This is a genomic window from Escherichia sp. MAL-1, from assembly GCF_052948035.1.
This window is the reverse complement of sequence record NZ_CM129609.1, coordinates 2,689,282-2,702,995: the sequence shown is the minus strand read 5'-3', so window position 1 is coordinate 2,702,995 and position 13,714 is coordinate 2,689,282. Positions and strand designations below refer to the sequence as shown.

12 protein-coding genes are annotated in these 13,714 nt (G+C 48.4%); 4 read left to right on the top strand and 8 right to left on the bottom strand.

What is annotated here, in order from left to right; all coding sequences use genetic code 11:
* Positions 1-42 precede the first annotated feature (42 nt).
* Positions 43-963 carry an alpha/beta hydrolase gene (locus tag ACU8XX_RS13385; protein WP_001300523.1) on the bottom strand — a complete coding sequence of 307 codons (921 nt, stop codon included), beginning with the start codon at positions 961-963 and terminating at the stop codon, positions 43-45.
* A gap of 137 nt (positions 964-1,100) precedes the next feature.
* On the opposite strand from ACU8XX_RS13385, the gene pgrR reads away from it, so the two are divergent.
* Together pgrR and mppA are read left to right on the top strand one after the other, a co-directional pair.
* The gene (pgrR, locus tag ACU8XX_RS13380; RefSeq protein WP_000817708.1) at positions 1,101-2,000 is read left to right on the top strand and encodes a DNA-binding transcriptional regulator PgrR; all 900 of its coding nucleotides are present in this window, start codon (positions 1,101-1,103) and stop codon (positions 1,998-2,000) included.
* A 336-nt stretch (positions 2,001-2,336) separates the two neighbouring features.
* Positions 2,337-3,950 carry a murein tripeptide ABC transporter substrate-binding protein MppA gene (mppA, locus tag ACU8XX_RS13375; RefSeq protein WP_240765174.1) on the top strand — a complete coding sequence of 538 codons (1,614 nt, stop codon included), beginning with the start codon at positions 2,337-2,339 and terminating at the stop codon, positions 3,948-3,950.
* Between the two features lie 50 nt (positions 3,951-4,000).
* On the opposite strand, the gene ynaI is transcribed toward mppA, so the two are convergent.
* Positions 4,001-5,032 carry a low conductance mechanosensitive channel YnaI gene (gene ynaI, locus ACU8XX_RS13370; RefSeq protein ID WP_000559900.1) on the bottom strand — a complete coding sequence of 344 codons (1,032 nt, stop codon included), beginning with the start codon at positions 5,030-5,032 and terminating at the stop codon, positions 4,001-4,003.
* Positions 5,033-5,275: 243 nt separating this feature from the next.
* On the opposite strand from ynaI, the gene ACU8XX_RS13365 reads away from it, so the two are divergent.
* Complete coding sequence (locus ACU8XX_RS13365) at positions 5,276-5,533, top strand: DUF2534 family protein (RefSeq protein WP_000605090.1); 258 nt, start codon at positions 5,276-5,278, stop codon at positions 5,531-5,533.
* A 49-nt stretch (positions 5,534-5,582) separates the two neighbouring features.
* Here ACU8XX_RS13365 and uspE read toward each other — a convergent pair whose 3' ends face one another.
* From uspE to abgA, 6 genes are all read right to left on the bottom strand, one after another.
* Positions 5,583-6,533: a universal stress protein UspE gene (uspE, locus tag ACU8XX_RS13360; RefSeq protein WP_001262123.1), complete on the bottom strand. Its 951-nt coding sequence runs from the start codon at positions 6,531-6,533 to the stop codon at positions 5,583-5,585.
* Between the two features lie 151 nt (positions 6,534-6,684).
* Positions 6,685-7,437: a fumarate/nitrate reduction transcriptional regulator Fnr gene (gene fnr, locus ACU8XX_RS13355; protein WP_000611911.1), complete on the bottom strand. Its 753-nt coding sequence runs from the start codon at positions 7,435-7,437 to the stop codon at positions 6,685-6,687.
* A 194-nt stretch (positions 7,438-7,631) separates the two neighbouring features.
* Positions 7,632-8,147, bottom strand: a complete 516-nt coding sequence (gene ogt / locus ACU8XX_RS13350) for a methylated-DNA--[protein]-cysteine S-methyltransferase (protein ID WP_000945011.1) — start codon at positions 8,145-8,147, stop codon at positions 7,632-7,634.
* A gap of 10 nt (positions 8,148-8,157) precedes the next feature.
* Positions 8,158-9,684, bottom strand: a complete 1,527-nt coding sequence (gene abgT, locus ACU8XX_RS13345) for a p-aminobenzoyl-glutamate transporter (RefSeq protein ID WP_240765172.1) — start codon at positions 9,682-9,684, stop codon at positions 8,158-8,160.
* Between the two features lie 33 nt (positions 9,685-9,717).
* Positions 9,718-11,163 carry a p-aminobenzoyl-glutamate hydrolase subunit AbgB gene (abgB, locus tag ACU8XX_RS13340; RefSeq protein ID WP_001156412.1) on the bottom strand — a complete coding sequence of 482 codons (1,446 nt, stop codon included), beginning with the start codon at positions 11,161-11,163 and terminating at the stop codon, positions 9,718-9,720.
* Positions 11,163-12,473: a p-aminobenzoyl-glutamate hydrolase subunit AbgA gene (abgA, locus tag ACU8XX_RS13335; protein WP_000444949.1), complete on the bottom strand. Its 1,311-nt coding sequence runs from the start codon at positions 12,471-12,473 to the stop codon at positions 11,163-11,165. The genes abgB and abgA overlap by 1 nt, the downstream gene beginning before the upstream one ends.
* A 175-nt stretch (positions 12,474-12,648) precedes the next feature.
* Between abgA and ACU8XX_RS13330 the strand changes: the two genes are divergently transcribed.
* The gene (locus tag ACU8XX_RS13330; RefSeq protein WP_000885454.1) at positions 12,649-13,557 is read left to right on the top strand and encodes a LysR family transcriptional regulator; all 909 of its coding nucleotides are present in this window, start codon (positions 12,649-12,651) and stop codon (positions 13,555-13,557) included.
* The last annotated feature ends 157 nt before the right edge of the window (positions 13,558-13,714 follow it).

Sequence of the window (13,714 nt, the reverse complement as noted above, 5' to 3'; positions counted from 1 at the left end):
TATGCCAGGCCATATCACTATTGCGGATTTGAATATGTTTCATTACAGAGTTTCCTCAAAGAACGGAGCTAATACTGAAATTGCTTCAGCCACATAGGCTTTGCCGTCATAAAGATCCATATGGTTTGCGCCTTCAACAATGTGATAGCGTTTATCCTGGCTTGATGCTCGATCGTACAGGTCGTCACTCATCCATTTGCTCCCTGCCTGGCTGCCCGCCACAATCTGCGTCGGCTGAGTCAGGTACACTTCCGCCATATGGTAAGCATCATAGGTAATAATCTGGTTAAGGCTGCGCAAAGTAGCGTAACCCGGTGCTGTTGGATACTGCGCGCGAGGGGTGTGGTAATACTCCCAGGCCTGACGCAGTTCTTCGTTCGGCGCATCGGACTCCTTCATTGGTGCCAGTGGCATAATGGCGTATTCTCCGCTGCTAATATCGCTGGTTCTGGCGTTTGAACCCGCTTCAACGTATGGCAGGGCATCAATAGATTTCACATTGTTTTCCCAACCATTACGGAATATCGAACCAATATTGACCGCACTAACGGTACCGATGGCCTTGATGCGGCGATCCTGAATTGCAGCATTGGCTGTATATCCTGCACCGGCACAAATTCCCATCGCACCAATTCGGGTATTGTCGACATAAGAAAGCGTTGTCAGGTAATCAATCACGGCACTGATGTCTTCAGTACGAATGTATGGGTTTTCTAACTGACGCGGCTCGCCGCCACTTTCACCTTGATAAGATGCGTCATAAGCAATAGTGACAAATCCCTTTTCCGCCAGTTTTTTGGCATAGGTTCCGGCCGTTTGTTCTTTAACGCCCCCACCTGGGTGAGATAACACAATTGCCTGATACTGACGGGTTTCATCAAATTTTGGAGGGAAATAGATCACTGCAGACAAAGAGATGGTTGGATTATTGCTGTTAGTGAAGCTGACTTTATTATTCATCATTCCGTTCCTCATGGAGTTGTCGGTTCGTTTTAACGGTTGGTGATATCACTATAGATATTGATCATTAAGTTGATTAGACCCAAAATCATGATTAGACCTATCATTTAAATGATTAATAGATTGCATGGAGATACTGAATGAAGCGTGAAGAAATCGCTGATCTGATGGCGTTTGTCGTCGTTGCAGAGGAGCGTAGCTTCACTCGTGCAGCAGCCCGCCTGAGCATGGCGCAGTCAGCTTTAAGCCAGATAGTGCGTCGTATAGAAGAACGATTGGGATTGCGGCTTCTGACGCGAACCACGCGCAGCGTTGTTCCAACTGAAGCGGGCGAGCATCTTTTGTCTGTTCTTGGCCCTATGTTGCATGACATAGATTCAGCCATGGCATCCCTGAGCGATCTGCAGAACCGCCCATCCGGGACAATACGTATTACTACTGTAGAACATGCAGCAAAAACGATATTGTTACCAGCAATGCGCACATTCCTGAAATCGCATCCTGAAATTGATATTCAGCTCACCATTGATTATGGTTTGACCGATGTCGTTTCTGAACGTTTTGATGCAGGCGTCCGTCTGGGTGGGGAGATGGATAAAGATATGATCGCCATTCGAATCGGGCCAGATATACCAATGGCTATTGTTGGCTCACCGGATTATTTTTCTCGCCGAAGTGTTCCAACGTCAGTGTCACAATTAATAGATCATCAGGCAATTAATTTGTATCTTCCCACATCGGGTACAGCAAATCGCTGGAGATTAATACGCGGTGGACGTGAAGTTCGTGTTCGCATGGAAGGTCAGCTTTTACTGAATACGATAGACCTGATCATTGATGCTGCAATTGATGGGCATGGATTGGCGTATCTACCTTATGATCAGGTTGAGCGGGCTATTAAAGAAAAAAAACTGATACGTGTTTTGGATAAATTCACACCAGATTTACCCGGTTATCACCTGTACTATCCACACCGTCGACATGCTGGCTCGGCATTCTCATTATTTATAGATAGGCTGAAGTATAAAGGTGCTGTTTAGCACTACTTGCTGATACATTAATTTAATTCTTCTCTTAACGTATTCTCAGTTCCTTTCAACGTTTTGGTCATTTTTTATTCTTCGTACAATGGCGACAGATGCTGATTATGATACCGAAAACGGGTTTGAACGTGCGAAGCCCGAACGTAGTGTTCGGAGTTCTATGTGCTTTACCGCATTTTGGAGACTATTATTTACACTAAATCTGATTTGATATATTGATACTTAAAACATTTGATGCTTCCTTTGTCACTTTTTTGATGGAAGTTGTTTGCATTTCTTTAAGGCGAAACAAATAATTACGCATCAATTTTAATGTCGGTTAGAGGGAAACTTATGAAGCACTCTGTTTCAGTCACGTGTTGTGCGCTGTTGGTCAGCAGCATTTCTCTTTCGTATGCTGCAGAAGTTCCGAGCGGCACAGTACTGGCAGAGAAGCAGGAGCTGGTGCGCCACATTAAAGATGAGCCTGCGTCGCTGGATCCCGCTAAAGCCGTGGGCCTGCCAGAGATTCAGGTCATTCGCGATCTGTTTGAAGGTCTGGTGAATCAGAACGAAAAAGGGGAGATTGTCCCCGGCGTTGCGACTCAGTGGAAAAGTAATGACAACCGTATCTGGACTTTTACCCTGCGCGATAACGCAAAATGGGCGGATGGCACACCGGTAACGGCGCAAGATTTTGTCTACAGCTGGCAACGTCTGGTGGACCCAAAAACATTGTCGCCATTTGCATGGTTTGCCGCGCTGGCGGGAATCAACAACGCACAGGCGATTATTGATGGTAAAGCTACGCCTGACCAGCTTGGCGTCACCGCAGTTGATGCCCATACTTTGAAAATTCAGCTTGATAAACCGTTGCCGTGGTTTGTGAATTTAACCGCTAACTTTGCCTTCTTCCCGGTGCAAAAAGCCAACGTAGAAAGCGGTAAAGAGTGGACGAAACCCGGAAATCTGATCGGCAATGGCGCTTATGTTCTTAAAGAGCGCGTAGTCAATGAAAAACTGGTCGTGGTACCGAATACCCATTATTGGGATAACGCCAAAACGGTACTGCAAAAAGTGACCTTCCTGCCAATTAATCAGGAATCCGCAGCCACTAAGCGTTACCTCGCGGGGGATATTGATATCACCGAATCCTTCCCGAAAAATATGTATCAGAAGCTGTTGAAGGATATTCCGGGGCAGGTTTATACGCCGCCGCAGCTCGGGACCTATTATTATGCGTTTAACACGCAAAAAGGGCCGACGGCAGATCAGCGCGTTCGTCTGGCATTAAGTATGACGATAGATCGCCGCCTGATGACCGAAAAAGTATTAGGGACGGGCGAAAAGCCAGCGTGGCATTTTACACCAGATGTTACCGCGGGATTTACGCCGGAACCTTCGCCGTTTGAACAAATGAGTCAGGAAGAACTGAATGCGCAGGCAAAAACTTTGTTGAGCGCAGCTGGTTATGGTCCGCAAAAACCGCTGACGCTGACGCTTTTGTATAACACTTCAGAAAACCATCAAAAAATTGCGATTGCTGTAGCATCGATGTGGAAAAAGAACCTTGGCGTAGATGTTAAATTGCAAAATCAGGAATGGAAAACCTATATCGATAGCCGTAACACCGGCAATTTTGATGTTATCCGCGCCTCGTGGGTGGGGGATTATAATGAACCCTCCACTTTCCTGACATTATTAACGTCAACGCATTCAGGAAATATTTCACGCTTTAACAATCCGGCATATGACAAAGTTCTGGCCCAGGCATCGACGGAAAATACCGTTAAAGCGCGTAATGCCGATTACAACGCGGCAGAAAAAATCCTCATGGAGCAAGCACCGATCGCACCAATTTATCAATATACCAATGGACGATTAATCAAGCCGTGGCTGAAAGGTTATCCCATTAATAATCCTGAAGATGTGGCGTACAGTCGGACTATGTATATTGTGAAGCATTGATGTGATGGGAACTGGCGTTACCCTTGTGCATAACGCCAGTGATGTCTGATTTAGCGACCCTGTTCCGGCGGTGTAATGTTATCCATATACAGCGTCTGGCTGGGGAAGGCAAAGTCCGCGCCGTGTGACTGTACAATATCGATAATCTTCAAATAAACGTCTTGCTGTGCAGCAAGCCATTCAGCCCATACCGTGGTTTTGGTAAAGCAATAAACCATAATATTCAATGAAGAGTCAGCAAACTGGTTGAAATAAACCAGTAAGGTTTGTCGCTGGTCGATGGCCGGGTGATTTTTCAGCATCTCACGTACAGCTTCGACAATAACGCCCACTTTTGCCGCATCCTCATAACGTAAACCAATGGTCGTGGTAATGCGGCGGTTGGTCATTCGTCCTGGGTTTTCTACGCTGATCGACGAAAACAGCGAGTTCGGTACGTACAATGGACGATTATCAAAGGTCGTAATTTTGGTAATTCGCCAGCCAATTTCCGCTACTGTACCTTCGATATTTCTGTCCGGTGAACGGATCCAGTCGCCAATACTGAAAGGACGGTCGAAATAGAGCATAATCCCGGAAAAGAAGTTACTCAGAATATCTTTACCGGCCATACCGACAGCCAGACCACCAATACCACCAAAGGTCAGCAAGCCAGAAAGGCTCATGCCGAAATGTTCGCCATAAAGCAGAACAAGCACCACAATAATGGTGATTTTGATGATACGCGACATAATCCGCGCACTGGTGATATCGCGACCTTTTTTAATCTGCTGTTTTTCAAACTGATTAATCAGCAGAAATAGCTTAATCGTCAGAATAACCGCAATCAGGGACGTACAGATAAAATCGATAACGCCTGGGGTGATAAATTTGAGTTTATAGTTTTCTATAACATAATTAATAATGCTACCAACAGCACTGATAATTATGGTGTAGATTAAAAATTGCACCGCATGGAATAAAAATCCTTTTCTTTTACGATTTCCACGGCGAAACCAAAAGCTCATCAGAATCAATGCTGCGCAGCTACCGAAAATAATGACCAGATTAAGCGCATTATTTGTAAACAGTTCAGCGATCATTGTTTTATCAGGCTCCTCCAGATAATTGTCGTCATGCCGGAAACCCCTGGCGGGGCTATTTTACCGCGACAATTCATTCAGATCATCAATAGTCAGGGAAGGAAGTAGCAACATTAGCTAACTAATCAATGCGTTGATTGTAAATCCAGCTAAGAGGTGAGGTTTTCAGAGCAGACAACGGTGAAATGTCATGGTATTGTTACGTTTAGGTAACAAGAAATTTGTCTGCACAAGGATTACATCATGATTATGGCGAAACTGAAGTCAGCGAAAGGGAAGAAATTTCTCTTTGGTTTGTTGGCGGTTTTCATTATTGCGGCGTCGGTTGTGACTCGCGCGACCATCGGCGGCGTTATAGAACAGTACAATATTCCGCTGTCTGAGTGGACGACATCAATGTATGTGATTCAGTCATCGATGATTTTTGTTTATAGCCTGGTCTTTACTGTGTTGCTGGCAATCCCGTTGGGAATTTATTTCCTTGGCGGCGAAGAGCAGTAAGTAAAAAATAGGCCCGATAACTCGGGCCTTGTCAGTTATTGAAGAGTCGTTAATCGTCTTCTTCGTCATCCAGTTCAACGGGTGTCTGATACTGGTCAGGTTTAATGACCAGCAGGTCGCAGCGAAGATGATCAATCACCTGTTCCGCCGTGTTGCCGAGGAATGCTGCTGAAATACCGGTGCGTCCTACCGTGCCCAGAACCACAATCCCCGCCTGTAAGTGCTCCGCCAAATCAGGAATCACCTCTTCTGGCAGACCTTTTTCTACGTGCGTCATGTTTTCATTAATGCCGAATTTCTGCCGCAGGGCTTTCATTGCCAGCAAATGTTGCCCACGAATGGCATCGTTATAAACGCTCGGATCAAATTCCGGCAGTTCAATCGCGATATTAATTGGCGTTACTGGGTAAGCGCCAACCAGATGAACTTCGGTATGGTTGACTTGTTCTGCCAGTTCGATCGTCTCTTTGACCAGTTTTTCATTGAGCGCATTATGATACGGCTCTTCACTGGCGAGATTCACCGCCACCAGCGCCTTACCTCCTTCCGGCCACGGCTGGTCTTTCACCATCCACACCGGGCTTGGGCATTTGCGTAACAGATGCCAGTCCGTTGGCGTAAAAATCACCGCTTCCAGACGGTCATGTTGGTGCGCCATTTTTAGCACCAAATCGTGCCCGCCGCTGATCACTTCCTGAATGATGGCTTCGAAAGGACGGTTATGCCAGACCACTTTAATTTCAATGGGAACGCCAGCATTGAGATAATATTTTGCCTGCTCGTGGATCCAGGCTGTACGCTGGCTGATGACGCCCTGACGCATAGCGGTACGTTCGTCCGGGGAGAGCAGGGTGGTCATTTCGTATGAGAAGTCATAGATCGGCAAAAAGGCTTTAATTTTGCCACCAATCCGTTGATGTAAATAAACAGCTCGCCGCAATGCTGGTTGGTCGTCCTGGTTAGGATCGATAACAACGAGCATGTTCTGATACATAGCCATACAGGGTCTCCTTACAACAACTGTCAACGCAGTTTGTAATTAAAAGATTAACCCATATCTGGTGAATGAAACAGTGATGAACCTTCTGCCAGATCAATAAATCAGAAAAATTTAATGATATGACAGAAGGATAGTGAGTTATGCGGAAAAATCAGGCAACGTTACGCGTATGACCAGCAAGCTGGGCCAGCGCATCGTTATTTTCGATGGTGATGTATTTACCTTTGACTGCCAGCATGCCGCTTTTCTGGAAGCGACCCAGCAGACGGCTGATGGTTTCTACCGTCAGGCCCAGATAGTTACCGATATCGCCACGAGTCATCGTCAGGCGGAATTCACGAGGGGAGAAGCCGCGTTGGGCAAAACGACGGGACAGGTTGTAGATGAATGCAGCCAGACGTTCCTCGGCATTTTTCTTCGACAACAGCAGGATCATGTCCTGATCGCCTTTGATTTCACCGCTCATCAGACGCATCATCTGCTGACGCAGATTCGGCATTTTACCGGACAAATCGTCCAGCGTTTCGAACGGGATTTCACATACCATCGAGGTTTCCAGCGCCTGCGCGAAGCTCGGGTGATGGCCGCTGCCGATGGCGTCAAATCCCACCAGGTCGCCTGCTAAATGGAAACCAGTGATTTGCTCGTCGCCTTGCTCAGTGATGGTATAACTTTTAATCGTACCGGAGCGGATGGCATAAAGCGATTTAAGTTCATCACCAGCCTTAAACAGCGTCTGGCCTTTCTGAATAGGCTTCTTCCGCTCAATGATATTATCAAGCTGATCAAGCTCATGTTCGTTGAGTGTGAACGGGATGCAAAGCTGGCTGATGCTGCAATCCTGGCAATGGATAGCACAACCGCCAGACTGAATGCGCCGTATAATTCGCTTTTCCGGGATCATAGGTCTGCTCAAGCCGTAATTGATATTTGTCAATTTTAACATCTTTTTAGGGAGCAAGTAAGTCTAAGCAAACCTTAACAGCAGAGAATTCCGATATTAGATGTAAATATATGTCTATCTATTTGAAAACCCTTAAGTTGTTAAGGGTAACTTTACATAAAAGTGTGAACAAGCTGGCACAAATTGTTTAATGTTTACAGCAAAAGATAACCTTCATGGCGCAATAACCACTCTTTTCGCTGAACTCCGCCTGCATATCCGGTCATGGTGCCGTTTCGGCCAATAACCCGATGGCAAGGTACGACGATGCTGATGGGATTCGATCCGTTTGCCGCACCAACGGCACGCGCCGCGCCAGGACGGCCCAATTGCTCAGCCAGTTGGCCGTAATGCATTACCTGCCCGCAGGGGATAGTGCGTAGTGTTTTCCAGACTTCGCGCTGAAATGGCGTCCCCCCCGTAGCAGTGGGAAGCGTATCAATAATGCTAAGATTACCGGCAAAATATTCACGAAGCTTGTCGCTTAAACCGCCTGGATTGGTGGCAGAAATGCGCTCATAGCCTTCTTTGCGATAATGGATGTCCAGCAGCTGCACCATGCGTTCGCTGTACTCTTCCCATTCAACCGCCCGCAGGCGAAATTGCTCATCGCAAATCACCCACAGTGGACCCAGTGGCGTGGCAATTTTTTCTTCAAGTAATCTCAGCATCCGTTCTCTCTTAAGACAAACGTGGGTAAATACCCGGACCTATCGGCAGACCGACAAGATACCACGCCAGCAACATCAGCAGCCATACCACCAAAAAGATAAGTGGATAGGGCAAGACTAACGAATAGTAAGTACCCAGTTTCGCGTCTGGTTTGTAGCGTTGCAGGAATCCAAGAAACAGTGGAACAAAAGGAGATACTGGCGCTAAAGGCAATACGGATGAGTCGGCAATACGAAAGAGGATTTGCGCAAATGCCGGGTGAAAGCCAAGTAGCATAAACATTGGTACGAAAATGGGGGCCAGAATCGACCAGATTGCGGAACCGCTGGCGATAAACATGCATAAGAAAGAGGAAAGCAACGCCAGACCGACAAACGCCGGGATGCCGCTAAGCCCTGAACTTTCCAGTATATCGGTCAGCCCCACGGCGATGAATTTCCCCATGTTGCTCCAGTTAAACATGGCGACAAACTGGGCGAGGGGAAAAACCATCACGATAAATCCCGCCATCTCTTTCATCGGTTCAATCATTAAATGCGGTAAATCCGCCTGACGTCGAATTGTGCGAGTAGCGATGCCATAAGCCAGCGAGACCACAAAGAAAAAAAGAATGATCAGTGGCACGATACCTTTAATAAAGGGTGATGGCATCACGGTGTGATTAATCGGATCGCGCAATATCCCGTTTTCCGGGATCACCATCAGCGCAATCGCAGCAATAAAAAGTAGCGATACGACACCTGCTATGCGTAAACCAAAACGCTGACTTTCGGTCAATGTCTGCAGTTTCTCATCGCTGTTTCCCTGCCATTGACCTAACCGTAGTTCGATGATTTTGTCGGTTATCAGGCCGCCAACAATCGTCAGTACGACTACGGAGCTGGCCATAAAATACCAGTTATCAATTACACTGACGTGCATTTGCGGATTGAACGCAGCCGCCGCTTCCGTGCTGATCCCCGACAGCAACACGTCGGTTGTGACAATCAGTAAATTAGCCGTAAAGCCGCAACCTACGCCTGCAATGGCGGCCAGTAAACCTGCAACTGGATGTCTGCCCACCGCCAGAAAAATCAGCGCACCCATCGGTGGCATGATCACTAACGCCGCATCGGAAGAAATGTGGCTGAAAAAAGCAATAAACAGCACCATATAACTGGCGTAGCGGGCATTAACATGCGATGCCATTTTAACCATTAGCGCTGGCAGTAAGCCGACGCGCTCCGCCAGACCGGCACCTAAAACCAGCGCCAGGATCGCGCCAAGTGGGGCAAAACCGCTAAAGTTTTTAATAACATTGGGTGAAAACCAGTGTAATCCTTCCACACTGAGCAGGTTTTTCACCACGACCGGCGTACCATCGGTCGGGTTTTTCGCACTGACGCCAAAGGCCGACAAAATTGCCGTCGTCACCATGAGTACGATAATCAAATAGATAAAGAGCAAAAAAGGATGGGGAACCTTGTTACCAATTCTTTCGACCCAGCCATAGAGCTTCCCGGATTGGGAGGATGACGGTATGGATGACATACTCATGGACATTCCTCGGTTGTTGTGTTTGCGTTGTTGTTATTTTAAAGGTGACGGTGTCACGTTTTTCGGGATAGGGCAGTGATACGGTTGCGTGTCCGTAACTTGCTGATGCTCTTGTTGGCATTCTTGCAATAGCCCTGAATCAATGAAGAGATTGACTGTGGTTGCAGCCATAGTTTTCGCCGCGAGCAGCATTCCTTTATGAGCAATAGATGTTCGCCCCTGGCTAACCAGTTGCCACGTATGTAGCGGTGTACCGACGGCAAAACAGGGGCTGAAACACTGGGCAACAGGCAGTTTCCAACTGACGTCGCCGACATCTGTCGATGCTGCAAGCACGTTATCGGTGGCGGCATATGGAGCGACTTCATTCGCCAGTACCGTTTCACGATGACGTAGTGCAAAAACCTTGCCGTTTTCGCCACCGGTTGCGGCGATATTATTCAGACTGTTTTGCCGATCGTTGGAGGTGAGCGTAGCCTGAATTTGTTTCGCAAAAGCCAGTTCTTCGGAGTTCCATTCCGGGGTACCAAAATGGGATAGGGCTCGGTACATGGCATTTTCTAAGGTGCGATTCGGGAGATAACTGGAACAGGCTTTGTCGAAGCGGCATTCAACCGTGGTTTCGGTCATCAATGCCGCACCTTCGGCGATTTTGGCGACCCGATCATAAATATGCTGCACGTCGGTCATTTCGGGGGCGCGGATAAGATAAAGCACTTCTGCCTGCGCCTGGACCACGTTGGGTGAGATCCCGCCGCTATTTGTGATGGCATAGTGTACGCGCGCTTTTTCAATAATATGTTCGTTGAGGAAGTTGGTGCCAGTGGTCATCAACGTTACGGCATCAAGGGCGCTGCGTCCCAAATGAGGGGAATTCGCGGCATGTGCTGCGATCCCTTTAAAGCGCCATGATGCCTGAATGTTTGCCAGCGTGCGGGTATTGAACATGCCGGCAAAGGCTTCCGGGTGCCAGGTGAGTGCCGCATCCACATCATCAAATACCCCCTCGCGGACCATGAACGTTTTACCCGAGCCGCCTTCTTCGCCAGGACAACCATAAAAGCGCACTGTGCCGCCTTGCCCATATTGTTCCAGCCATTTCTTGACGGCTATTGCAGCGGCAAAGGCGGCGGTTCCCAGCAAATTGTGTCCGCAACCGTGACCATTTTCACCGGGCGTCGCGGATATAGGTTGCGCGCAACCAGCTTGCTGACTTAAACCTGCCAGGGCGTCATATTCTCCCAGCAGGGCGATAACCGGTTTGCCTTGACCAAACGAAGCAATAAAGGCATTTGGGATATTGCCTACGTTGCGGGTAACGGTGAAGCCTGCAGATTCCAGCGCCGAAGCCAGATGCTCCGCTGACCAGAACTCTTCAAAACGTGTTTCTGGATGATCCCAGATTTGATCGGCAATATCGGTATAACGTTGGCGATCGGCTTCAATCGCATCGTCGATAAAACGATAGATTTCCTGCATCAGATACCTCGCGTCCAGGGAAAATTGAGCGCGGTGCGCGCCAGCGTTTCGACGGCAATAGCGAGAACCTGCTCGTCAAAATCGAATTTTTCGTTGTGATGACCTGCCGCCAGCTGTGTGCCAAACACCACGTAGGAGGCTTGCCCTTGATGTTGCTGCACGCGGGCCATCATTAATGTGGCATCTTCGGAACCCGCAGGCGCTTCAACACGTTCAATGGCCTGATTGACCCCCGCGACCTGAGCCGCCTGACTTTGCAACCATGCGACCCATTGCGGCGAAGGAGAACTGGCGGTAGCTGCACCCATCAGACGAGTTTCAACGCCGACACCATACATGGTTGCTGCGCCCTGAATCGCTTGTTGTGCACGGTCAAAAACATATTGATTAATGACGTCGCTGGCCCCGCGTGTTTCCACTTTCAGCAACGCCGAGGCAGGAACAACGTTACGACCGCTTCCTGCCTGCATAACGCCCACGTTTACTCTGGAAGCTCCTTCGCTGTGCGGGGCGATTGCATGCAGTGCAAGAGTGGCTTGTGCTGCCGCCAACAAGGCATTGTGACCGTCTTCTGGTTTTGCGCCTGCGTGAGCGGCGGTACCGGTGAAGTGCGCGTCAAATTTGGTGGTTGCCATAAAATTATCACTGCCGCACACCACGGTGCCCGCAGGTACGCCAGTGCCAATGTGCACGGCAGTAAAATAATCAACATCATCTACGACACCTGCATCGACCATCGCCCGCGCGCCACGCGTACCTTCCTCTGCAGGCTGAAAAATCAGTTTGATGACGCCATGTAGTCCGGACTCGAATTGTTTAAGGGTATGCGCCAGCCCAAGCCCAATGGCGGTATGTCCATCATGACCACAGGCATGCATCATTCCGGCGTTACATGACGCAAAACCGTCGCGGTAGGGGCGATGGCTGACATCCTGCTCTTCACTGAGATCCAGCGCGTCCATATCGACACGGAAAGCCATCACCGGACCGGGGCGACCGGTATCCAGGGTGGCGACGATACCCGTGAAACCACCTTCAAAAACCGCAATCCATTGTGCTAGCGCACCCTGTTGACGAGCGCGCTCGAATTCGCGTTGTAGAGTGAGTTCATCAGGTAGTCCCATCCGGCTACTTTCATTAACTACTTCGCGGCCCAGCGCCAGTGAATAGCCGAGCTGCTGCAATTCTTCCGCAACAAGGGTGGCAGTGCGGAATTCCACCCAGCCAGACTCTGCATAGTGATGAAAATCACGTCGCCAGTGCGATAATTTTGGGGCAAGCGAATTAACAAATTGATTCAAAGACTCCATAACCTTTCCCGTCATCAGTAAAAAGTGTGACCCGGTTCACGTAGCGATAGTTTTTACTTATCACTAACTGATTTTTCACAGTTTTAACCGTTCATAAATTACCCTGACACAATCATCTGCATTAAAGTAGATGCCAGTTTCTTTGGTCTGATAAATAACGGTTATCGGTGGCGTCATGGCTTTTCAGGTAAAAATTCATCAAATTCGGGCTTTTGTTGAAGTGGCTCGTCAGGGCAGCATTCGCGGAGCGAGCCGAATGTTGAATATGTCGCAACCGGCACTGAGTAAATCTATTCAGGAGCTGGAAGAAGGGTTAGCGGCGCAACTCTTTTTTCGCCGTAGTAAAGGCGTGACGTTAACTGATGCCGGTGAAAGTTTTTATCAGCACGCCAGTCTTATTCTTGAAGAGCTGCGCGCAGCCCAAGAGGATATTCGCCAACGACAAGGGCAACTGGCAGGGCAGATTAATATCGGCATGGGGGCCAGTATTTCCCGCAGTCTGATGCCAGCTGTCATATCTCGTTTTCATCAGCAGCATCCGCAGGTAAAAGTACGCATTATGGAAGGGCAACTGGTGTCGATGATTAATGAATTGCGTCAGGGAGAATTGGATTTCACCATCAATACCTATTATCAGGGACCGTACGACCACGAATTTACTTTTGAGAAATTACTGGAAAAGCAATTCGCGATCTTTTGCCGCCCGGGACACCCCGCCATTGGTGCCCGTTCGATCAAACAGTTACTGGATTACAGCTGGACAATGCCGACGCCACACGGCAGTTACTACAAACAGTTGAGTGAATTGCTTGACGATCAGGCGCAAACGCCACAGGTCGGTGTAGTCTGCGAGACGTTCTCAGCCTGTATCAGTCTGGTGGCAAAAAGCGATTTTCTCAGCATACTGCCTGAAGAAATGGGCTGCGATCCCTTGCACGGACAGGGGCTGGTGATGTTGCCGGTTAGCGAAATTTTACCGAAAGCGGCCTATTATTTGATTCAGCGGCGTGATAGTCGCCAGACACCACTGACCGCGTCATTAATCACGCAATTCCGGCGAGAATGCGGCTATCTGCAAAGTTAAAACTGCATAAAAAAATAGAGTCTGTCGACATCCGCCAGACTCTACAGTACACACAGCAGTGCATCCGCGTCTTAAATCCGGCATTGTCTCCTCTGCGCCGGTGACTGTGTTATAACGGTTTTAACCTTTAGTTGCCAATTTTCTTCAGTGACAGATT